This window comes from Johannesbaptistia floridana, from assembly GCF_057440575.1.
Map to the genome: position 1 here is coordinate 25,763 of NZ_JALKVM010000382.1, position 21,505 is coordinate 47,267.

At 36.4% G+C, this 21,505-nt stretch carries 20 protein-coding genes; 12 read left to right on the forward strand and 8 right to left on the reverse strand.

The genetic code is table 11. The features are described 5' to 3' along the window. Positions 1-170 precede the first annotated feature (170 nt). Positions 171-818: a glutathione S-transferase N-terminal domain-containing protein gene (locus tag MW688_RS21500; protein WP_486738059.1), complete on the reverse strand. Its 648-nt coding sequence runs from the start codon at positions 816-818 to the stop codon at positions 171-173. A gap of 309 nt (positions 819-1,127) precedes the next feature. Between MW688_RS21500 and MW688_RS21505 the strand changes: the two genes are divergently transcribed. The 3 genes from MW688_RS21505 (at position 1,128) to MW688_RS21515 (ending at position 3,677) form a co-directional block, all read left to right on the forward strand. Then, positions 1,128-1,274, forward strand: coding sequence for a hypothetical protein (locus tag MW688_RS21505; protein WP_486738060.1), 147 nt, complete (start codon positions 1,128-1,130; stop codon positions 1,272-1,274). 170 nt (positions 1,275-1,444) lie between these two features. After that, positions 1,445-2,272, forward strand: coding sequence for an O-methyltransferase (locus MW688_RS21510; protein ID WP_486738061.1), 828 nt, complete (start codon positions 1,445-1,447; stop codon positions 2,270-2,272). 79 nt (positions 2,273-2,351) lie between these two features. Beyond that, positions 2,352-3,677 (forward strand): ATP-grasp domain-containing protein, encoded by a 1,326-nt coding sequence (locus tag MW688_RS21515; RefSeq protein ID WP_486738062.1) that lies wholly within the window; start codon positions 2,352-2,354, stop codon positions 3,675-3,677. A 1,153-nt stretch (positions 3,678-4,830) separates the two neighbouring features. Here the strand turns inward: MW688_RS21515 and MW688_RS21520 are convergent. After that, on the reverse strand, positions 4,831-5,814 hold the full coding sequence (locus MW688_RS21520; RefSeq protein WP_486738063.1) for a glycosyltransferase family 2 protein: 984 nt from the start codon (positions 5,812-5,814) through the stop codon (positions 4,831-4,833). After that, complete coding sequence (locus tag MW688_RS21525) at positions 5,807-7,303, reverse strand: hydroxysqualene dehydroxylase (protein ID WP_486738064.1); 1,497 nt, start codon at positions 7,301-7,303, stop codon at positions 5,807-5,809. Before MW688_RS21525 ends, MW688_RS21520 begins: the two co-directional genes overlap by 8 nt. An 89-nt stretch (positions 7,304-7,392) precedes the next feature. Here MW688_RS21525 and MW688_RS21530 point away from each other — a divergent pair, with 89 nt between their 5' ends. Both MW688_RS21530 and MW688_RS21535 read left to right on the forward strand, forming a co-directional pair. Then, entirely contained in the window at positions 7,393-7,707 is a 315-nt protein-coding gene (locus MW688_RS21530; protein WP_486738065.1) for a TIGR03792 family protein, read from the forward strand. Positions 7,708-7,739: 32 nt separating this feature from the next. Then, the gene (locus MW688_RS21535) at positions 7,740-8,915 is read left to right on the forward strand and encodes a tetratricopeptide repeat protein (RefSeq protein ID WP_486738066.1); all 1,176 of its coding nucleotides are present in this window, start codon (positions 7,740-7,742) and stop codon (positions 8,913-8,915) included. 389 nt (positions 8,916-9,304) lie between these two features. On the opposite strand, the gene galE is transcribed toward MW688_RS21535, so the two are convergent. Beyond that, a complete protein-coding gene (gene galE, locus MW688_RS21540) occupies positions 9,305-10,276 on the reverse strand; it encodes a UDP-glucose 4-epimerase GalE (RefSeq protein ID WP_486738067.1) in 972 nt (323 codons plus the stop codon). Between the two features lie 213 nt (positions 10,277-10,489). After that, complete coding sequence (locus MW688_RS21545; RefSeq protein ID WP_486738068.1) at positions 10,490-11,434, reverse strand: glucosamine inositolphosphorylceramide transferase family protein; 945 nt, start codon at positions 11,432-11,434, stop codon at positions 10,490-10,492. Positions 11,435-11,964: 530 nt separating this feature from the next. Here MW688_RS21545 and MW688_RS21550 point away from each other — a divergent pair. The 4 genes from MW688_RS21550 (at position 11,965) to MW688_RS21565 (ending at position 16,234) form a co-directional block, all read left to right on the forward strand. After that, a complete protein-coding gene (locus MW688_RS21550) occupies positions 11,965-12,975 on the forward strand; it encodes a glycosyltransferase family 61 protein (RefSeq protein ID WP_486738069.1) in 1,011 nt (336 codons plus the stop codon). 223 nt (positions 12,976-13,198) lie between these two features. Continuing rightward, complete coding sequence (locus MW688_RS21555; protein ID WP_486738070.1) at positions 13,199-14,437, forward strand: glycosyltransferase; 1,239 nt, start codon at positions 13,199-13,201, stop codon at positions 14,435-14,437. Positions 14,438-14,670: 233 nt separating this feature from the next. Beyond that, positions 14,671-16,014 (forward strand): FADH(2)-oxidizing methylenetetrahydrofolate--tRNA-(uracil(54)-C(5))-methyltransferase TrmFO, encoded by a 1,344-nt coding sequence (gene trmFO, locus MW688_RS21560; protein ID WP_486738071.1) that lies wholly within the window; start codon positions 14,671-14,673, stop codon positions 16,012-16,014. Beyond that, on the forward strand, positions 15,995-16,234 hold the full coding sequence (locus tag MW688_RS21565) for a hypothetical protein (RefSeq protein WP_486738072.1): 240 nt from the start codon (positions 15,995-15,997) through the stop codon (positions 16,232-16,234). The genes trmFO and MW688_RS21565 overlap by 20 nt, the downstream gene beginning before the upstream one ends. Before the next feature lie 264 nt (positions 16,235-16,498). Here the strand turns inward: MW688_RS21565 and rpoD are convergent, their stop codons facing one another. The 3 genes from rpoD to cbiT form a co-directional block, all read right to left on the reverse strand. Further along, positions 16,499-17,629 carry an RNA polymerase sigma factor RpoD gene (rpoD, locus tag MW688_RS21570; RefSeq protein ID WP_486738073.1) on the reverse strand — a complete coding sequence of 377 codons (1,131 nt, stop codon included), beginning with the start codon at positions 17,627-17,629 and terminating at the stop codon, positions 16,499-16,501. Positions 17,630-18,305: 676 nt separating this feature from the next. Next, positions 18,306-19,181 (reverse strand): phosphatidate cytidylyltransferase, encoded by an 876-nt coding sequence (locus MW688_RS21575; RefSeq protein ID WP_486738074.1) that lies wholly within the window; start codon positions 19,179-19,181, stop codon positions 18,306-18,308. 44 nt (positions 19,182-19,225) lie between these two features. Then, positions 19,226-19,816: a precorrin-6Y C5,15-methyltransferase subunit CbiT gene (cbiT, locus tag MW688_RS21580; protein ID WP_486738075.1), complete on the reverse strand. Its 591-nt coding sequence runs from the start codon at positions 19,814-19,816 to the stop codon at positions 19,226-19,228. An 83-nt stretch (positions 19,817-19,899) separates the two neighbouring features. On the opposite strand from cbiT, the gene MW688_RS21585 reads away from it, so the two are divergent. Genes MW688_RS21585 through MW688_RS21595 form a run of 3 tightly spaced genes read left to right on the forward strand, consistent with a single transcriptional unit; the run spans position 19,900 to position 21,278 of the window. Further along, positions 19,900-20,076, forward strand: coding sequence for a hypothetical protein (locus MW688_RS21585; protein ID WP_486738076.1), 177 nt, complete (start codon positions 19,900-19,902; stop codon positions 20,074-20,076). 48 nt (positions 20,077-20,124) lie between these two features. Further along, the gene (locus MW688_RS21590; RefSeq protein WP_486738077.1) at positions 20,125-20,802 is read left to right on the forward strand and encodes a phytanoyl-CoA dioxygenase family protein; all 678 of its coding nucleotides are present in this window, start codon (positions 20,125-20,127) and stop codon (positions 20,800-20,802) included. Next, complete coding sequence (locus MW688_RS21595) at positions 20,799-21,278, forward strand: P-loop NTPase family protein (protein WP_486738078.1); 480 nt, start codon at positions 20,799-20,801, stop codon at positions 21,276-21,278. Before MW688_RS21590 ends, MW688_RS21595 begins: the two co-directional genes overlap by 4 nt. Positions 21,279-21,505: the final 227 nt, after the last annotated feature.

Sequence of the window (21,505 nt, forward strand, 5' to 3'; positions counted from 1 at the left end):
GTGACCGGAGATAACCCGGTCGTAGCTGCGAATAGCGTTCATGGAGTTTTGCGGTAACACTACTGGTTGCTTTTCTAGACCGGGCTATCTGTCAGGAGTAAAATAAGTATTTATGCTTATACTTAACGGGGATGCACCCAGTGTCAAGTAGCAGGTTAAGCACAAAAAGATTAAGCTACAATCCCATAGTCACTTTGGTATTCATCGGTTAAGATTGCCATACCAGTTTTTACCGCCGGACGTTGCTCAATAGCTTCTATCCAACCTTTTACATAGGGTAACTCGTCTCTAGAAAAGCGCTGAGGATAACGATTCATCACCGCCACTACCCAAGGATAAGTAGCAATATCAGCAATAGAATAATCTCCCGCCAAATAAGAATTAGACTCTAATTGACCATTCATCACTGTTAACAAACGTAGGGTTTCTTTTTGATAACGTTCAATAGCATAGGGAATCTTTTCTGGCGCTGCATGTTCAAAATGGTTAAACTGTCCAAACATAGGACCAACACTAGCCATTTGAAACATTAACCACTCAATAACAGCATATTTATCCTTGAGTGCCGAAGGTAAAAATTTCCCTGTTTTTTCTGCTAAATATATCAACATTGCACCAGATTCAAAAACTGTAATCCCCGTTTCGCTATCTTTAAGGGCGGGGATTTTGCTATTGGGGTTAATTGCTATATATTCAGGAGAAAATTGGTCATCTTTGGTGATGTCAATTTTATGGAGAGTGTAGGGGAGAGCTAATTCTTCCAGGAGAATAGCTGGTTTGCGACCATTAGGAGTAGTAAAAGTATATAAATCAATCATTGGGTATCTCCTTAGTGTAATTTATCAAAGCATGAAAGGGATTGAGAATTTAATTTTTCAATCGATTCTCTTAGCTTATTACAACTTCTTTTTTTCTTTGTCCTAAGTTCATGTTTCTCTGACATTGTCATACTACTATCGGGAGATGAGTATGAGTGAAAACTGAACTTAGTGTGAGAATTAAGAACGGAGATATTAACAATGCAGTATCTAAATCAACAATTTAACAAAACTTTACAATGCTCTAATTTTTTGTTAAACTGCCAATATCCAAGGTTAAATTTTGGAACAACAAGGGGAAAAGAGCCTATGAGTATCATTCAAACTAAAACCCATTTAACTGCTAAAAATGGGCAAAAGTCATCGAATTTGATGACTAAGTATAATGACTCAGAAAAAAAATCACACCAAGGAAGAAAGAATATACTTCCAGGGATAGAAGAGAAGGGAGTTTGAGCACTGGTATATCTATGTATTAGATTTTATAACCATGCTCAAGATATCTCAGTATCTGATTTGCTACAAAAATTTGTGGCTAAACAAAAGTGGCTAGGTGCCTCTATTCCATAAGATGGTCAAGGCAAGAAAATCCCCGTAAGTAAATTTGGAATTAAATAGGAAAAAAAATGGTAAATGTATTAGAAAAACGAGCTAGACCCGTTACTCCTTTAGGAATTTTAGTAGAAAAGTTAGAAAAAACCGTAGAAATGGCCAGAAAAGCTCAAGTGCCATCTAACGTTATGGAATCTCTAGTAGAAGTATATGATTTAGCCGCAGGTATAGATCCCTACCTGGAAAAATGTTCTACTGATGAATCACCAGCTTTAGCGGCTTTGGCTAGAAAAACAGCCCAAGAAGATTGGAGTAAAAGATTTTCTGATGGAGAAACAGTAGCACAACTAGAACGAGAAATGCTCTCAGGTCATATCGAAGGACAAGCCCTGAAATTATTTGTCCAAATGATCAAAGCTAAACGCATTCTGGAAATAGGAATGTTTACTGGTTATTCAGCTTTAGCTATGGCAGAAGCATTACCAGAGGATGGATATCTGATTGCCTGTGAGGTGGACCAATATGTAGCAAACTTTGCCCAAGCTTGTTTTCAAGAATCTATCCACGGCAGCAAAATTGAAGTAAAAGTAGCTTCAGCTATCGATACTTTGCAGAAATTAGCTCACAACCAAGAATCCTTTGATTTAGTCTTCATAGATGCAGATAAGAAGGAATATATTAAATACTTTGAGCTATTGCTAGACTACCAATTAGTAATTCCCGGTGGGTTTATTTGTGTAGATAACACCCTACTACAGGGACAACCCTATTTACCTCCACATAAACGCACACCTAACGGAGAGGCGATCGCACAATTTAATGATTTTGTAGCCAACGACCCTAGAGTTGAGCAAATCATACTACCTTTGCGGGATGGTTTAACCATCATTAGACTTAAATAAAAGGAAGAGGGAAAAAGACAATCAACAGAATTTGTTTATTGTCTTCCCTTTTCCATCAAATCACATACATTAACTAATCATGATAGCAGTTTGGAAAAATATTGGTACTTTAATTCTTTTATTTATAGCCTTGCCTTTTAATTTGGCTATTGTAATCATCTCCCTGTTATGGGATTTGATAACCAGTCCTTTTCGTCAAAAAATAGTGGCTGAAAACCCCAAAAAGATACTCTTAACCGGGGGGAAAATGACTAAATCTTTACAATTAGCCCGGTCATTTCATCAGGCGGGACATCAGGTATTTCTGCTAGAAACTGATAAATATTGGCTATCTGGTCATAGATTTTCTAAATCTGTGCAAAAATTTTATACAGTCCCAGCGCCAGAAAAAGACAAAGATGGTTACTGTCAAAAAATTCTCTCTATTGTTAAGCAGGAAAAAATAGATGTTTTTATTCCTGTCTCTAGTCCAGTAGCGAGTTATTATGATTCTATAGTTGGAAATATTATCTCCCCCTATTGTGAAGTAATTCACTTTACCCCGGAGACTACCCAACTATTAGATAATAAATTTACTCTCTGTGAAAAAGCTCGTTCTCTTGGACTATCATCCCCGAAATCTTTTTTTATTACCAATCCTCAACAAATTCTCCAACACGACTTTCACAAAGATGGTAGTAAATACATTCTTAAAAGTATTGATTATGATTCTGTCTCCCGCTTAGATATGACTAAGTTACCTTTTGAGGGAATGGAAGAGTATGTTAAAAGCTTACCCATTACCTCCGAGAAACCCTGGATTATGCAAGAGTTTATCACTGGACAAGAATACTGTACACACACTACAGCACGAAAGGGAAAAATAAGATTATATTGTTGTTCTAAATCTTCTCCTTTTCAGGTTAATTATGAACATGTAGATAACCCTGAAATCTACCAATGGGTGAAGGATTTTGTGGAAGCTTTAAAGTTAACAGGACAGATTTCCTTTGACTTTATGCAAACAGCAGAGGGAAAAGTTTATCCTCTAGAGTGTAACCCTCGTACTCATTCTGCTATTACCATGTTTTATAATCATCCTGGTGTAGCAAAGGCTTATCTTGAAGATAGTAAAGATGAGCAGGAAATGCCAATTTTTCCTCTGGCTGACAGTAAACCCACTTACTGGCTTTACCACGAAATTTGGCGATTAACAGAGGTAAAATCTTGGACAGAATTACAGGCATGGTTTAAGAAACTAACTAAGGGGACTGATGCCCTTTTGCAAGTAAATGACCCCTTACCCTTTTTTACAGTCCCTCACTGGCAAATAACTTTACTTCTGTTGCAAAACTTGCGCAAGCTTAAAGGTTGGGTAAGAATTGATTTTAATATTGGCAAATTGGTAGAGTTAGGGGGAGATTAGGCTAATTTTATAGTAAGCTCGCCAACTCAGATCTTGCATCTTTATCAAAAGTTATAGCAATGAGCGTTGTAGTGTTAACAATATTTATATTTACAGATCCCCCCAACCCCCCTTAACAAGCTGATAAGGGTAGGTTTTTAACATTTCGGTGAGGACGGGACTCCGGGAGGAACGAAGACAAGGAGACAAGGGAGATAATACAATTAAAACAGCGTATTGTCATACTAATGTACATCTAAAATACAGATACTTCCTTGTCTTACTTTTACTACAAGCTCTTTGTAAAAAACCTACCCTTGTGAGCCTTAACAAGGGGGGCTTTTCATGATAACTGTAAACATCTATTTGGTCATTGCTATACTTGTAGCGGTTGAGTTTTGAAGTAATGAGTTTTGGAGTAATGAGTTAAAGAATTAATCCTAACCCCTTAAACTCAGACCCTCGCATCTTTACCCAAAGTTATAGCAGTGACCGCAGTGGTGTTAACAACATTTATCACTAACTTTTCCCCCCAACCCCCCTTACTAAGGGGGGCTTTTCATCATTTTTGTCAACATCTATTGGCTCATTGCTATACTTGTGGATGAATAATGAGTTTTGAAGTAATGAGTTTTGAAGTCTTGACGTCTTAAAATTTTGAAGTTTTAAAGTAATATCAAGTCCGTTTAATCAGTTATATTATGGGGTTTTAAGTAAAATTACTGAATTTGCTGATTAAATGTATATTTTTATACATTATTTTTTCAAACAAAATCTGAAAAAGCACTGACCCACAAGTTATGGTTTTTGTCAAGTTTTGTGTAAAGAAAGATGTTGATAAAGCCCCCCGAAATTGCGCTATGCTTGATAAGGAACTCTGAAATCCTTGTATAGCAAGGGAGAGGGGGAGCTCCGGGAGCAGGGGAGAAATTTTAAGTAAAATTACTTAAGTTGTGGATAAAATGTATATTAATATACATTAATTTCTTAGACAAAATCTGAAAAAGCACTGACCCACAAGTTATGGTTTTTGTCAAGTTTTGTGTAAAGAAAGATGTTGATAAAGCCCCCCTTAATAAGGGGGGTTTGGGGGGATCATTTACTCAACCACCACAAGTAACTTTGGGTAAAGATGCAAGTTAAGAGTTAGATGTCCGTTCTAAATTCGCCCATTCTAACTACTACGTACTTTTTCTGTATAGTTTTGAGGACGAACTTGACGAAAGCTATTCAAAGCTTGTTGGCGCAATCCTAAAGGTAAATAAGATAGCCATAACCCCATAGTTGCTTTAGTAGATTTACCTAAGACATTAGTAGCCATTTTTAATAACTTTCGTCCTTCTGTTACTTCTCCTTGTTCAATTAATCTTAAACCTAATGCTTGCTGAGTTATGGCTAATTTCTTGATTCTCATAGCTTCTAACTCAGGAGTAGGAAAACGATAACTATCAATACAAAAAGTTTTAGCATTGAGAAAATGAATATCTTGTTTGAGACTCGTTTGTCCACCGTGAAAACGATACTCCATCAGTAACTCCGGGAGAAAATAACCAGTTTTTCCGGCGATCGCCAATCTCACCAGTAAATCAAAATCCTCACAACCATCGGCTTGAGGTCGTAAATAATCTACCTCTAAAAGACAATCACGTCTAAACAAAGTTGAACCCACTTGTAAGCTTTGAGATTCAAAAGTCTCTCTCATCAAATCAGGAATTATCCCTTCAACTAAGTTATTTTTACCCCATTTAGCAGCATTTAACCTGGTTGCCTCTGTTTCTCTAACCCCTTGACTATTAATCACCCAATGATCGCTACAAACAAAATCCACCTCTCTATACTTATCTAACACTGCTACAGTTTTAGAGAGAAATTCTGGTGTTAAAGCATCATCATCATCGAACTTAATAAAATATTCCCCTGTGGCGGCGGTAAAACCTGATCGCATATTACGACTTCTGCCGATATTTTCAGGATGTCTCAGATAGCGAAGACGAGAATCCTTCCATTGCTTCACCATCTCTGGAGTCTTATCAACCGAGGCATCATCACAAATAATTAATTCTATATCTGTATAACTTTGTTGCCAGACACTATTTACTGCATACTGTAAATAGTCAGCACGATTATAAGTAGGAATGCAAACAGTAACTTTAGGCATAGTTAAAAGGAGACCAAGACAAAATATCTTTAATAGTACTATTAACTTGACGTGCTAATTTAATATGGGGTTCATCTGCTTCTACTGGTATGATACTTGCTTCTTTTCCTTGTTGAAACTGTTTAATCACTAAATTAGCCGCCTGTAATCCAGTTACATAAGCCTTTTCTTGAGACCAAGAACCATGATTGTTAATAATCCAATCACCACTTAAGTATAGATTGGGAATACTAGTTTTACTAGGTAGCATATATTGATAACTCCCCGGTGCAAAATGAGTAACTCCTTGACTAACTCTAATCACACTGTAATCTATTACCTTAGCTTGGGCAAAAGCAGGAATACATACAGCTAAATCTCTCTGTACTTTAGTAATAATTTCCTGGTCACTCATTGGCAGAAGTTGGTTAGCATGATAATAGTCTACTTCAATAACGCTCCCAGGTTCTTGACGATAGCCATCATGGAGGGAATTAAGATCAAAAAAGGTCCAACCAGTGGTGGGATCAAAACCAAATCCAGCGTTAGAGGGTAGAGGTATGTTGATTTTTTGGTCAAACCATAAACGAGTTGCTAACACGTCAATACCACCTAGGTTATTGAGATTGATAAACTCTGGATAATTAGACAAAGTAGAACTATTTTTAACTATTTTTTTCATTCCACTGATACTGACAGAAAAAATTACTGCATCAGCCTCAAATACTTCTTCGCCACAAACTACCCCTTTAACTTCTCCTTGGGTATCTAAGACAATGTCATCAACTCGCTGATTAGTTAAGACTCTACCACCATAACTATTAATTTTAGCGATCCAAGGAGCAAAAATCTTTTCAGCCACTGTCCCGCGACACCAAACCACGTCAAAATCAGGCTGATGAGCTAAGATGAAGTAATAAAGCATACCTAGGGTAGCTGCGGCGCTACATTGTTCCCCAGGTGCAAATAATCCTACGAGTAGCATAGGTTCAAAAGCATCCTTGTAGAGTCTTGGGGAAACGCCAAACTGACGGAATAATTCTCTTGCTGACATTTTATCGTAGCGTTGCCAAGCAGAATCAGAGTTATCAAAATCAATGACAGCGTATAGTAGAGGAAGAGCTGATAATCTTTCAGCTACAGGTAAACGGTAAAAATCTGTATATAAGAAAGTACCTAGGGGAGTAGGTAATCGCGACTGATTTTGAAAAATGGGCGATCGCACCTCTAAACCTGCGGGAGAATACTGAGATGAGCGGGTAAAGGGTGTAAATGGTTGAATTCCTAATTGCTTAACTAGGTGAAAAATATTACTATAGGGATACCAAAACCCATGAATACCCCCTTCTACTGCACGTCCTCCCGGAGTCCGCCATCCCGATACTAATCCTCCTGGATAGGGAGAGGCTTCTAGTAGAGTAACATCATAGCCTTGTTGGGTGAGATGATAAGTGGCGCCTAAACCTGCCCAACCTGCGCCTACTACAACAATTTTTTTAGATTTTTGCATTTTATCATAGATTATAGCAATAATCTTGCCTTTAGATAAGGTTATGGTGTTTGAATTTTAAGCAAAAAAAAGATAGGAAAGATAATTTTATGGTTATTGAATGGTTAAAATATGAAGTAGTACCAGCAGCTAAACAAAAATTTATTGAAGCCAATGAGCAAATATGGAATCAATCATTAAACAATTATCCTAGTTATCTAGGTAAGGAAATTTGGGTAAATCCTTGTTTAGAAACAGAAGTGATTATCGTGATTCATTGGCAAAATAAAGAGCGATGGAAAGCAATTCCCAAAGCTGTGTTAGAAGAGATTGAGGCTAAATTTGCTGAAGCAGTAGGAAAAGATAATTACCAAATGCTAGAAAGTAAACAATATCAAGTTAAAATTTTGCGTCAGATTCAATAATATATTTGTATCCTATGAATATTACTCTCTGCATGATTGTTAAAAACGAAGAAACCTCTTTACCTCGATGTCTTGATAGTGTTAAAGATGTTGTTGAGGAAATGATCATTGTCGATACAGGCTCCACTGATGCTACCATAGACATTATTAAAGCATACGGTGCCAATTTATATCATTTTGAATGGAATAATAATTTTTCCACAGCCCGCAACTATGGACTACAGTATGTAAAAACAGACTGGATAATCTCTTTAGATGCTGATGAGGTTTTAGCTAAAGAGATAGTACCAGAAATTAAGACAGGCATAAAATCTCAGAAAAATTTATTAATTAATTGCTTACGTCAAGAAGTAGGTGCAAGTCAATCTCCTTATTCTCTAGTTTCTCGTTGCTTTCGTCGTCATCCTCAAGTATATTTTAATCGTCCCTATCATTCTATGGTTGATGATAGTGTGATTGAATTATTAACTGTAGAACCAGATTGGCAAATAATTGAAATAGATAAAGTAGGTATTTATCACTATGGTTATCAACCAGGGGCGATCGCCTCTCTAGACAAAGATACACGGGCGCGTACCATTATGGAAGGGTTTTATCAAGAAAATCCCCAGGATGCCTATGTGTGTAGCAAATTAGCGGGGATATATATCAAAAATGGAGAAGTAGAAAAAGGTATTTCTCTACTGCAACAGGCTTTAAACTTTTCAACTACTCCCCATATTTTATTTGAAATACACTATCATCTAGGTAATGCCTATACACGGAGAGAATCTATTTCCCAAGCTTTAGAACATTATGAACAGGCGATAGAGCAACCAATCAGCGATATATTGAAACTAGGCGCCTATAATAACTTAGCTAGTTTGATGCAAGCCTTGGGAGATTCTGAAACAGGGATAGAGATATATAGAGAAGCTATATCTATAGACCCTGGTTTTGCCTTGGGTTATTATAATTTGGGGATGAGTCTTAAACAAGTTGGGCGTTATCTAGAAGCAATAGAAGCCTATCAAAAAGCAATTGAACTAGATCCTGACTATGCCTACACCTATCAAAATTTGGGAGTAGCTTATCTAAAAATTGGTAAAATAGAACTTAGTTTAGAAGCATTTGAACGGGCGATCGCTCTTCATCGCAGTCAAAATAATCATCAAGAAGCTGAACGTTTACTCCTTGGTTTAAATAATCTTGGTTTAAGAAGAAAATAGCGATTTATATACTAGATTGGGAGAAAACAAGCTTAAAGGAGAATTAATCATGTGGGCCACACTCATTAACTGTTGATTAACTAGGGCCATTAATTGTAGTAAAAAATATTTTGGCAAGAGGTCTATTTAGTAAGATTATTTCTTTTTAGAAATGTCGCCACTTGAAGAGCGGCTGTGTGGAGAATTGCTGATCGCCACCAAAGAAAGCCCCTTCAGGAGATTTGGAGTTGATGAATCAGGTTAAATAAAGCCGTAGCTTTTTATATTTTAACATATTAGCAAGCAACATTTTGTGTTGCAAATACAAAATGATTACTTGCCTTATTCTAGCTAATCCACTGCTTATTCAGCAACGTCTCATAACAAAACTTCTTACAATTATTGCAAAGCTACAGAGACTTTAAAGTGGAAGTAATAATAGCATCTAAATTGTTATTAAACTTTGGCTTCCATCCCAAAATCTGATAAATTTTGTCAGCACAAGCAATAACACAAGCTGGATCTCCTGCACGTCTGGGTAACTCTTTTACACAAAATTCTCTTCCAGAAATTTTCTTCACTTTTTTGATGACCTCTTGCACACTATAACCATGACCATAACCACAGTTAAATATCTGACTTTCATTTCCAGACTCTAAATAACGTAAAGCATCAATATGGGCTCTAGCCAGATCTTCAACATGTATGTAATCTCTGACACCACTACCATCATCCGTCGGGAAATCAGTGCCAAAGATACTAACATAAGGACGACGGCCTAAAGCACAATCACAGACAATATTGATTAAATGTTCTGTTTTATTCACTGACTGACCAATTTTACCGGTTGAATCAGCACCAGCAACATTGAAATAACGTAAAATGATGTACTTGAATTCCGATACTTGACTGTAGTCTCTAATCATCTGTTCGCTCATTAGTTTAGACCAACCATAGGGATTGACTGGTTTAATCAGCGATGACTCCTTTACAGTATTCTCCTCAGGTTCACCATAAACAGCAGCAGTACTAGAGAAAACGAATTTGTTGATTCCAAAGGCTTGACAGCATTGCAACAAATTTAAGGTATTACATGTGTTATTAGCATAATAATTAAGCGGATTAGCTATAGATTTTGGCACGGAAATACTGGCAGCCAAATGTAATACGGCATCAAACTGATGTTCAGCAAAAGTACGGTATAACAGTTCTGTATCTTCCAAATTACCAACAATCAATTGACCATATAGAATAGCTTCGACTGACCCTGTAGAAAGGTTATCATAAACTACTATATTATAGCCTGCTTCTCCTAATTGATATATTACATGAGAGCCGATGTAACCGGCTCCCCCGGTAACTAGAATTTTTTGACTAATCATGGTGTTTTTACTTCATTAAAACAATAGTATCTTCAATTACATTACCGTATTTTCAATTTTGTTGGAAAACTGGTTGCGAGTTTGTGGTGAAGTTGAGTTAAAAGTGTTGCAGTTGTAGAAAGACTTATTTGTCAGACAGTTACAGAGAATTTTCGGTAATTTTTAATTTTTATCAACATTTTTTCATATTACATTAATACTAATATATGTTTATTAAAGGCTTCTAATCCATTGCCACAAAGATTGATACTGACACCCATCTACACAAGCTATCCATTGTTCTTTGTCAATTAGGTGAGGATCTAAATGATGCATCCCGATTTTATTCCACCCTAAGCCACTAGGCTCTAAAATAGGATTTTCTCTGACTTCTTTCTCCCGATAAGTTTTTGGTGTTAGCTCAGTTATTTCAAAGGCTCGTACTTTTTCTCCATAGATTCGCTGATCATCTTGAGCATACCTGAAAATTTTTTCGTCGAAGATAACCACTCTTCCCCCAGGTCTAGCGATACTTTTATCTTGAACTATAATTGGATTTTTGGGGTGTTTATTCCATGAACCAGTTAACTCTTTAGAATAGTAAAGATGAAGAATATCCCAAGTTATCGATGAAGTAAAAAGCCACCAATAATCTTGGAAATAAAAAATTGAAGAATCCACATAAGTCACGTCTTCTATTAATTCTTTAAGCAACTGCCATTCTAGGGGAAATTTAACTGCCTTATATAGACGAACTGATTTTGCTTCATAGCTTTCGGGGATCATATAATATTCATTTTTCCACCTAAATACATAAGGATAGGATAAGTGGAAAGGTTCATCAAGTACAATTTTCTGATATGCCCAATGATATCCATCCGAGCTAGTTGCTAACCCAATTTTTCCTTTTCTTTCTAGTTTATCAAAGACCTCAAAAAACATATACCAAGTTCCATTTTCATAAATCATGAAAGGATCAGCAATAAAATCTGCCTTAAAATCAGTAACATCTTTAGCAGTTAAAATAGGATTTATATTATTTTTCGCAGGAATTAAATCTAGGGGAGTTCTACCTGTATAAATTCCAATAGACCAAATAACCTTTCTATTACGGCATACTTGAAAAAAATCCTTTAAGAAATTTTCGGTAAATTTCTTAACTTTTTCTAACGATTTCATGATTAATAATAACTTTTCAATAAGTTGAGGTTTACTCGCTGCTATAATTGATGCCCGTGTCAAACTCAAGAAATTCTATCTCTCAATTCAAAGTGGTTTTACTTTTCCAGAAAAACCATTTTTAACTACATTAGCGGTATAGCAACGAGAACATTTTACCGTAATCTCAACAGTCATCTAAACATTTTTTGAATTCTTGCTCATCTCACCTTCAAACATCAGAACTTATGTACTAAATTAACCTCAGGGGAAAGTTAATTGTTTTGGTGGATAAAAAAATCTTTGTTAGCACTCAGGCGTGCGCTATCGGTGTGCGCCGGAAACCGGCGCCAAAGTAAGTATACATATTATGTATACATTACAAATAGATATGATTAGTGAAAAGTTTTCTTAATATTTTAGCTAAAATACCACTAAACGTGAGACGATATTATTATGCTTCATAGCTGAAACTGATTGATATTAAACCATAAGATTTAGTTTCAGTCTTTTCTTGCCCGTTTAGAAGTTCATCAAACTGACGTAAAATTATGATTTTCTCAACTGATTCAATCAATAAAGTGCCAGCAGATATATTAACTATCCCTGATGCCAAAATGTTTACTAATCCAACTCATTTAGGTGACGCATGGACTCGAACTATTTTGGAAATTAATAAACCAGGTTATCAAAGACATTTGCCAGAAATAGAATACGGTATTACCAGAAGAACTACAAATGCTGCTAATTTTCAATTTATTTCTAAAAAAAATAAACTTTATAAAAAAATTATGTTTCCTATTCAAATAAAAGATGACCGTATTTTTTATGACTGTCGTTTTTCTGTTCAAAATAACGTTGCTCTTATGCTAACTGACATCTTACCATTAGCTTTGTTTATAGTCAAAAAAAATGGTTATAGTTTGACTTTAATTATAGATAAAAACCTGCCTAAGTATATTTACAGAATGTGTGAACTACTAAATTTTAAAGTATTTCTAACTAATCGTGAGTTAGAAGGAAACATGGTTACTGTTAAAGAAGATAACATGACCACAACAATAGGTTCAAAAATGTATCAATCTATGTTGTCTATTTATGAAAATATAAAAATTGAAGGCTACAAAAAAGAAACGCCAGAGAGAATTTTTATCAGTCGTAAAAATTCCAGAAAACTGATTAATGAAAGAGAAGTAGAAGAATTTTTAAAACAATATAATTTTGTTAAGTATTATTTTGAAGATATAAGCCTAGAAGAACAATGGTCTATTTGTAAAAATGCGAAAGCAATAGTAGGAATCCATGGAGCAGCTTTTGGAGCATTGGTATTTAACCGTACCAATGTCAAAGTATTAGAATTATTCAATCCAGGATATGTAGTTGAAAGTATTCGAGATATAACAGGTGCAATAAATGGTACATGGTGTGCAGTAATGGGAGAACTTCCCAAAAATTATAATGATTCTCAAATAGATAAAAATGGTAGAAAATTTGCTTGTCATCCTTTAAAAATAGACATTCAATCTCTTAGATTAGGCTTAGAATATTTACAAATTAAATAATAGTTAGCGCAATTTGTGCTAATTTGATTTCTCCTTTTTTATTTTACCTGATTAATGAATCCTAAACATTCTTTTAAATTTGGAGTTTATTAATTAGGTTCAATAGCTCAGTATTGTTGTATAAATATACAACAATACTCAATGGTGCAGAATTTTTGCAACATAACTAAATATTTAACCTCCACAGATTGCCCACAGTACATCTTAATACAAGGAGTAAATCATGAAAATTGCCTATTTAACTGGCGAATATCCCCGAGCAACTGATACATTTATTCAACGTGAGGTAGCTGTTCTAAGAAACAAAGGCGTGGAAGTTTACACCTTTTCAGTTCGTAGAACTAGTGATGAAAATATGGTAGGAGCAGAACAAAAATGGGAACGTCAGAATACTTCTTATATTTTGCCTGCTAATCCTTTTACTTTGCTGAGATCTCATCTTAATTTATTAATTAGCTCACCTAGAAGATACTTACGAGGGCTAAAGTTGGCTTGGGTTATTAGACAAGATGGTTTCAATGGTCATCTCTATCAACTTTTCTACTTTGCTGAAGCTGGCATTTTAGCCCACGAGATTAACAGTAAACAGATTCAACATCTCCACAATCATTTTGGTTCTTCAAGCGGTAGTGTAGCTATGCTTGCTGCTGAACTAGGGGGATTTACTTTTAGTTTTACTTTACACGGTTCATATATTTTTTTTGAGCCTTATCGTTGGCGTATTGATGAAAAAATTAAAAGGGCACTGTTTGTTTGTTGTATTAGTTATTTCTGTCGCAGCCAAGGAATGTTTTTTGCTGAATCTGAACATTGGCGGCGGATGTATGTTATACACTGTGGCGTAGACCCTACTCTTTTTACTCCAGTTTCTCATCATAAAAACAGCCAAAAATTGCTCTATGTCGGACGTTTGGTGCGAGGGAAAGGTTTGCCTATCCTTTTAGAAAGTCTTGTAGCTTTAAAAGCTTCTTATGCCGATTTAATCTTGACAGTTGTTGGAGATGGTTCAGAGCGCAAGCACTTGGAATTATTGACGGCTCAATTGGGATTAAAGGAAAAGGTAAAATTTGTCGGCTATAAATCTCAAACTGAAGTACGTCAGCTTTTGCAGGAAACTGATATCTTCGTCTTACCCAGCTTTTCTGAAGGACTTCCCGTAGTGCTTATGGAGGCAATGGCAGCTTGCATTCCAGTAGTGGCTACGCAAATTGCTGGGGTCAGTGAATTAGTTGAGCATGGAGTTAATGGTTATCTAATTCCTCCAGGAGATACTATTTCATTAACTAAGAAAATTGATACCTTACTTCAGGATCATCAGTTACGAACCAAATTAGGAGTTGCTGGCAAAAAAAAGGTTGAACAGGAGTTTAATATCTATCATGAAGTAGAACGGCTTTATAGAGTTTTTAATAGTGCAAAAGAAGGAAAACTAGAAGCTATTCGTCCTCAAATACAACTGTAATAATATTGTAAAGTGAACGGCAAGCCTGAGGTAAAACTCCCCCAGGGCTGTTGCATTCTTCCAAAAGAAAATGGTGAGGAGAAGGTGGGAGCTTCTGAGCACGGTCGCAGGGAGAGGAGAATTTTTATTAATAATAAATCCCTATAAAATATTTGAGTGTGGGGAATTATTTGTAATATTTGCTCAAATGATTAAGATAGACTATAAATATACTAGAACGATATAAGCTAAAAATGAATGTAGATATCCAAAAGATTCAAGTAATAGGTGCAGGGTTAGCAGGCACAGAGGCAGCATGGCAAATAGCCGAAGCTGGTGTACCAGTTATCTTATACGAAATGCGCCCAATCCGTACTAGTCCAGCTCATCACACCACAGAAGTGGCCGAGTTAGTTTGTAGTAATTCTTTTGGCGCACAAGCAAAGGATCGCGCGGCGGGTTTATTGCACGAGGAATTACGACGTTTAAACTCAATTATTATTCAAACTGCTGATAAGCACGCTGTGCCCGCCGGAGGGGCTTTAGCTGTAGATAGAGCGGTTTTTAGTCAAGAATTAACCCAGAAGCTAGAAAGTCATCCCTTAATTGAATTTCGCCGTAATGAAGTTGAAAAAATCCCCAGAGATGGTATTGTGGTATTAACCACAGGTCCTTTGACTAGTCCTGCTCTCGCTGAAGACTTACAAGCTTTTACAGGCATGGAGTATTTTAGTTTTTTTGATGCCGCTAGTCCGATTGTCTTGGGGGAATCTATAGACTATAATCAGGCTTTTTTAGCTTCCCGTTATGACAAGGGGGAGGCGGCCTATTTAAATTGTCCTATGGATAGAGAGCAATATCTACACTTTTGGCAAGAACTTACTCAAGGAGAACAGGCTGAATTAAAAGATTTTGAGCAGGAAACGGCTAAATTTTTTGAAGGCTGTCTACCAATTGAAGAACTTGCCAGGAGAGGTGAAGATACTATGCGTTTTGGCCCTTTAAAACCCGTAGGGCTTCCTAATCCTCATGACCTAGGTAAGATTCCCTACGCTGTGGTGCAACTGCGTCAGGAGGACAAAGGGGGTCAGCTTTGGAATTTAGTTGGTTTTCAGACCAATTTACGTTGGGGAGAACAAAAAAGAATATTTCGCTTGATTCCTGGATTAGAAAAGGCAGAATTTGTGAGAATGGGAGTAATGCACAAAAATACTTTTATTAATTCTCCTGAGTTGCTCTATCCTACTTTACAGTTTAAGAAACGGCCTAATCTCCTAGCCGCAGGTCAATTAGTAGGGACAGAGGGTTACACCGCAGCTTGTTGCGGCGGTTGGTTGGCAGGGACTAATGCTGCGCGTTTAGCTTTGGGTTTAACCCCGGTTAGTTTGCCACCAACAACCATGATGGGTGCCTTGTTTAATTTTATTAGTTCGGCTTCGGCTAAACATTTTCAACCGATGCCCCCTAATTTTGGTATTTTTTCCCCTCTAGAGGTTAAAATTCGTAAAAAGCAAGAGCGTTACGCGGCTTATAGCCATCGCTCTCTTTTAGCTTTAGATGATTTCAAAACAAAGATCTATGAAAGAGCAATTAGTTAATTGGTTAAATCGTTTTTTGGTTTTCGATGTTTTTTTGGTATTGTTTGGCTTTTTTTGGTTTGGAACCGCCTTGATTGGTCGCAGTTTCGGTGTGCCTTTGGGGTTAGACCTCTGGTACAAACTCTGGCAACCCCTATTCAATCCAGCGATCGCCATTTTAATTCTTGGTGCCTTAGTTAACTGGTTAATTAACAAAGTTCGTCAGTTCAGCCAAGAATAGCCTAAGAATTTTACCAATCCATTGGTGCTGGAATCATTTCCGTTCTAAGATCTAATAACTGAACTATAATCAAATAGGCCAAAGCCAACAAAATTGATAAGCTTCCGGTAATAATAGCTACTATTTTTTCTCTCTTCATTTGCTACTGTGAATTGTGTTGTTTTTACTGATGTAAATACATAACAGAAAGTGATAAGTTGGGTGAAATAACAGTTAGTTGAGCTTTTTCCCTATTTCACCCACCTAGTAATCGATGACTCACATTTAGCGGACGTATTCTTTCAATATACTATTACGATTCGGATGTCGTAATTTGCGTAGGGCTTTAGCTTCTATTTGACGAATCCGTTCTCGTGTTACGTTAAAAAGTTGACCAATTTCTTCTAGAGTTTTCATGCGACCATCATCTAAGCCATATCGTAAACGGAGCACATCTCTTTCCCGAGGACTTAAACCATTAAGAACTTGTTCTAAATCTTCTCTGAGTAAGCTTTTAGATACATCATCTTCAGGAGTTTCTCCGTCAGCTTCGATAAAATCACCAAGGCGAGAATCTTCTTCTTTACCTATTGGTGTTTCGAGAGAAATAGGTAATTGAGCTGATTTAGCGATAAATCGTAGCTTTTCTATAGTCATTTCCATGTGAGTGGCAATTTCTTCTTCGGTGGGTTTACGTCCCATTTCTTGAGAAAGAATTTTGGTGGTTTTTTTGATGCGGGAAATTGTTTCGTACAAATGTACAGGGAGACGGATAGTTCTGGATTGATCAGCGATCGCTCTTGTGATTGCTTGTCTAATCCACCAGGTAGCGTATGTAGAAAACTTATAACCTTTTTCGTGGTCAAATTTTTCTGCTGCCCTGATTAACCCCAAAGAGCCTTCTTGAATTAAATCTTGAAATGAAAGTCCTCGGTTCATGTATTTTTTAGCTATTGACACCACTAGGCGCAGATTAGACTGAACCATTTTATCTTTGGCACGTCTTCCCAAATATAAGCGACGACGAAAGGCTGGTAATTCCATATTTACTAGCTGTGCCCATTCTTTGTCTGTGGGTATGCGTTTTAGCTGTTGCCATAACTTTTCTCTTTTACGCTCTAAATCTAATAAGTCAGCTATTTTACGGGCTAATTCTATTTCTTCTTCTGCTCGTAGTAGTCTGACTCTTCCTATTTCTTGTAAATAAATTCTAATTGAGTCTTCCGTAAACGGCTTCTTCTTGGTGTTGTCTTGTCGCAAAATCTTTGACAACTTCTGCGGTTTTTTGTTGATTTGAGAAACTGCTTCTTCAAATTCTTCTTCTATGTTAACTATTTCGTTTTCCTCGTCGAGGATTACCTCTTCCCATTCTTCATTAGGGTTAATTTTTGTTAGTACATCATTAGCTTGACTCATTCTTTTTCCTCTTTTTCCTTTATTTTTTGAAATCATCATTTTTGACGATGATTATTTCTTTTGTCGAGATTGAAAAATATTTAACCATTTGGTTTTCTGGCTATAACCAGAGCTGACGATTATTGCTTATTAGCTGGTTTTGGAAAAACACCTATCTGATTGTAACTTTGATCACAATAAAATGGGGATCAATTTGGTTCATTTGGGTAACACTTTTTAATTTTTTTTTAGCAACTGAATCTGGTTATACCCGAACAACGCCTTTGTCTGTGAAATCTCAGGAAGACTCAAAACCATAGAATTCCTTAATTATGGGGAAATTATAGTTATTTGGCTTAAAAATAAGGGGGAAAGAATCTAATCAAGACTTGGTTTATTGATAATTGAGGAGCTAGATGATACATGTTACTTAAAAAAATTGTTGAGCTTTGACATCTACGATAACAAAATAACTAGGATTTTGCTGGTATTTGCTAAATTTTTTTTTACATATCTAGAGTTTTCCCAAGAAGGGTTAGGTACATTTTTTGCTCCTTCTTCGGTATTTCGTTGTTTCGGTGTTCCTTTCTAGTCTGTAGGAGACTCAAAAGCCAGATCCTTTTGCCGTTTGATGAAAGTTAACCCTGAACTTTGAACTCCCGTTGATGAAGTAGACAGCTTGATTGAATTGGTGAATTTATACAGCTAAAAAAGGTAAGAGCATAGTGATATAGTAAAATACCAAAGGAGCTGTAAAAACGTAACTATCAGTGCGATCTAAAATGCCCCCATGTCCGGGAATTAATTTCCCCGAATCTTTAACCCCAGCATCCCGCTTCATCATTGATTCAGTTAAATCACCAAGTAAGCTAACTATACCAATGAGTAGACCAAAAATAGCACCAGTAATTTCCCAAAAAGGCCAATCTAGATACCAGGATCCTAATTCAGCCATAGTCAGACTGCCTGCAATGCCAAAAATAGCACCTTCTACGGTTTTTTTCGGACTAATCGACGATAGTCGCGTGCGTCCAAAATACTTACCCACAATATAAGCGCCAATATCTGCCGCCCAAATACAACTAAAGGCTAATAAAGTCACCATCAAAGCTGAGGGAAAATTATTTAAATCAGTCCAAGACTCCGGCCAATATCCTTGTAAAAATAGTTTATTTTCACTCAAGGTTACATCTGAACCGACTCTTAAACGAATCCAAAAAGAAGGAAGATAGCCACCGTAGAATAACCCAAAAATTGAGGTTGCTAAATCAGCAATAGTAGCAGGAGAGGATTGAAAAAGTAGATAAAAACAAGTTAAAGCACCTGCTAAGGGGAAAATTACTGTAATTAATTCTGGGGCTACATTAGCAGTAACTAGTAAAATTTGAGAAACAACTAAAATAGTTTTCGTAGCCGGAGCGTAACCTTTAGCTTGAAATAGTTGAAATAGTTCTAGTTGTCCTAAAAAAACGATGATGCAAAAACCAATAGTAAAATACCAACTACCGAGGATAATCATGGTGAGGGCGATCGCGATGGCTACTATAGCACTCAAAACACGAGTCATTAACATTTATACTTTTAGATAAGGGTTAAGAAAAGGTTAACAAATCTTAGTTAAAATTTGTCAGCACTAAGGACAAAAATAGGGTCTAGGGCGGCAAAAACCTGTTGAAGACCTCTAGTTTCTAAGCGATTAACGGCAGATTGAACAACTTCTACATTTCTTGCTTGTAATTCAGCGAGTCCTTCTGAGAGGAGATATAAATGCTCTAAATTACTAGCTGTAGCAACTACTTTACCGTTTAATTGTAGATGTTGCCAAACCTCTTTGAGAACGGATTTTACTGGTTTACCACCTTCTAAACAAATACGATCTGGGGGTGGTTGAAGATCTTTTAAACAATCAGGTGCTTTACCTTCGATCACTTCTACATTAGTTACTCCAAAGCGAACACAGTTACGACGAATTAAATTAGCCACTTCTTCATCTCTTTCTACCGCGGTAATTTTTGCTTGCCGACACAGTAAACCTATTTCTACAGGAATTGTACCTGTTCCTGCTCCTATATCCCAAATTATTGAATTTTCTTGAATTTGTAAAGCAGAAATTAATATTAGTCTTATTTCCTTTTTACTCAAGGGGATGCCGGGAAGTCTTTCAAACAGATGATCAGAAATACCAGGGGTTTTATATGGCCAGAGCATGGAGGTTATCCTTTTGCTTATATCTAAGTTAAATTATAGAAAAAATTGCCATAATCTATTTAAATTATTGGATTGTCAAAAAAATGCTCAAATACTTTGGTCATCAGGGTGAAGTTAGAGATCCACAATCTTTTTTTCAGGAGGAAAATTATATAATTTGTCGAGGTGCCACTAATCCGAGAGATTTAGAAGAATTATTTGATTTTTATAATCAACATATTGTTACTTCTGACTATTTATATCTACGTCAGTCTAAATAATGGGAAACTAATCGCTATACAGACTATGGAGGTGTTAGTAATGCTTTTTTGCAACCCCATTGCTACCAAAAAGGAACTAAAGGCAAGTTTGCTGATAAAATACTCAAAGTCACAGCTAATCCTCAGTTACAAGTAGCCTTGACTGCAATTAGTGGTTTAGGACCTTATCATTTAGCCCAAACCATGTTTTTTGACCAAAAAACCACTAGACCTCATCAAGACTGGATTTATTTAGATACTAAACCAAACGGTTATTTAATTGCTGCTTGGATTGCTTTAGAAGATATTCCTCATGAAGGAATTAGATTCTTTGTCTATCCTGGGACACAAAATTTCCAGCCTCAAACTACTTACAATCAGGAAACTAAGGGGTTAGCAATTTTTAATAGTTTCCTGCAAGAAATTGATGCTTTGTTAGCCACGGAAAAATATTTTATGTATGCACCACCAATTAAAAAAGGTGATATCTTCTTTTGGGGATCTAAAATAGTGCATGGGTCAATTGCTGGCACTAATCCATCTTTACGCAGAAGATCTCTTGCTGCTCATTTTTTACCGGAAGGTTTTAAATTTGGTAATTTAGCTGAAGAAGTAAACATCGATTTTGCTCAAAAGTATGATATCAAATATCGTATGTTGGGTCATATCAATCGTGAATGGAATCGACATAATCCCCAGACTTCTCCTTTGCATTTTTGGCAGAAATTCCTAAAACTTAAGAAATGAAAATTATTCTGCTAGGTAATGCTGGTGCTGGCAAAAGTACTATGGCAAAACGGCTAATAGGTAATCAAACAATTGCCTATTTGTCTCTTGATGACATTGCCTGGAATTATGATATCCAAAGAAAGCCCTTAGCTGAAAGTATCGCATTACTTCAAGAATTTATTAAACAAGAAGATTCCTGGATTATAGAAGGTTGCTACGGCGATTTAGTAGAAGCCGCACTCCCCTACTGTGATGAATTGCGGTTTCTCAATCCCGGTGTTGAGGTTTGTATTACTCATTGTCTTCAACGTCCTTGGGAAGTTAGTAAATTTGATTCCCCTCAAGCACAACAGTCCATGTTAAACTCATTGATTGACTGGGTTAGTCAATATGAGTCTCGTCTTGATGAATTTGGGTTAAAGCGTCATCGTCAGATTTTTGATTCGTTTTTCGGTAATAAGCAGGAATATCTCAGTGTTGCAGAATACGAGTAACTACTAAATTCGATTACAAATAAGTAATAAGTAATAAGTAATAAGTAGTACTTGTAGTAGGGTGCGTTAGGCTGTCGTTATCTTTGGTCAATCACAAGTAAGATAACGGATTGCCGTAACGCACCAAACATGAGTAATGAGTAATAAGTAATGAGTAATGAGTAGTATTAGTAGTAGTAGGGTGCGTTAGGCCGAAGATTTCTGTAGTCAATCACAAGTAAGATAAC

Coding starts and splice junctions, on each gene's coding strand:
- MW688_RS21500 (WP_486738059.1), bottom strand. CDS start 818: ATGATTGATTTATATACTTTTACTACTCCTAATGGTCGCAAACCAGCT.
- MW688_RS21505 (WP_486738060.1), top strand. CDS start 1,128: ATGAGTATCATTCAAACTAAAACCCATTTAACTGCTAAAAATGGGCAA.
- MW688_RS21510 (WP_486738061.1), top strand. CDS start 1,445: ATGGTAAATGTATTAGAAAAACGAGCTAGACCCGTTACTCCTTTAGGA.
- MW688_RS21515 (WP_486738062.1), top strand. CDS start 2,352: ATGATAGCAGTTTGGAAAAATATTGGTACTTTAATTCTTTTATTTATA.
- MW688_RS21520 (WP_486738063.1), bottom strand. CDS start 5,814: ATGCCTAAAGTTACTGTTTGCATTCCTACTTATAATCGTGCTGACTAT.
- MW688_RS21525 (WP_486738064.1), bottom strand. CDS start 7,303: ATGCAAAAATCTAAAAAAATTGTTGTAGTAGGCGCAGGTTGGGCAGGT.
- MW688_RS21530 (WP_486738065.1), top strand. CDS start 7,393: ATGGTTATTGAATGGTTAAAATATGAAGTAGTACCAGCAGCTAAACAA.
- MW688_RS21535 (WP_486738066.1), top strand. CDS start 7,740: ATGATTGTTAAAAACGAAGAAACCTCTTTACCTCGATGTCTTGATAGT.
- galE (WP_486738067.1), bottom strand. CDS start 10,276: ATGATTAGTCAAAAAATTCTAGTTACCGGGGGAGCCGGTTACATCGGC.
- MW688_RS21545 (WP_486738068.1), bottom strand. CDS start 11,434: ATGAAATCGTTAGAAAAAGTTAAGAAATTTACCGAAAATTTCTTAAAG.
- MW688_RS21550 (WP_486738069.1), top strand. CDS start 11,965: ATGATTTTCTCAACTGATTCAATCAATAAAGTGCCAGCAGATATATTA.
- MW688_RS21555 (WP_486738070.1), top strand. CDS start 13,199: ATGAAAATTGCCTATTTAACTGGCGAATATCCCCGAGCAACTGATACA.
- trmFO (WP_486738071.1), top strand. CDS start 14,671: ATGAATGTAGATATCCAAAAGATTCAAGTAATAGGTGCAGGGTTAGCA.
- MW688_RS21565 (WP_486738072.1), top strand. CDS start 15,995: ATGAAAGAGCAATTAGTTAATTGGTTAAATCGTTTTTTGGTTTTCGAT.
- rpoD (WP_486738073.1), bottom strand. CDS start 17,629: ATGAGTCAAGCTAATGATGTACTAACAAAAATTAACCCTAATGAAGAA.
- MW688_RS21575 (WP_486738074.1), bottom strand. CDS start 19,181: ATGTTAATGACTCGTGTTTTGAGTGCTATAGTAGCCATCGCGATCGCC.
- cbiT (WP_486738075.1), bottom strand. CDS start 19,816: ATGCTCTGGCCATATAAAACCCCTGGTATTTCTGATCATCTGTTTGAA.
- MW688_RS21585 (WP_486738076.1), top strand. CDS start 19,900: ATGCTCAAATACTTTGGTCATCAGGGTGAAGTTAGAGATCCACAATCT.
- MW688_RS21595 (WP_486738078.1), top strand. CDS start 20,799: ATGAAAATTATTCTGCTAGGTAATGCTGGTGCTGGCAAAAGTACTATG.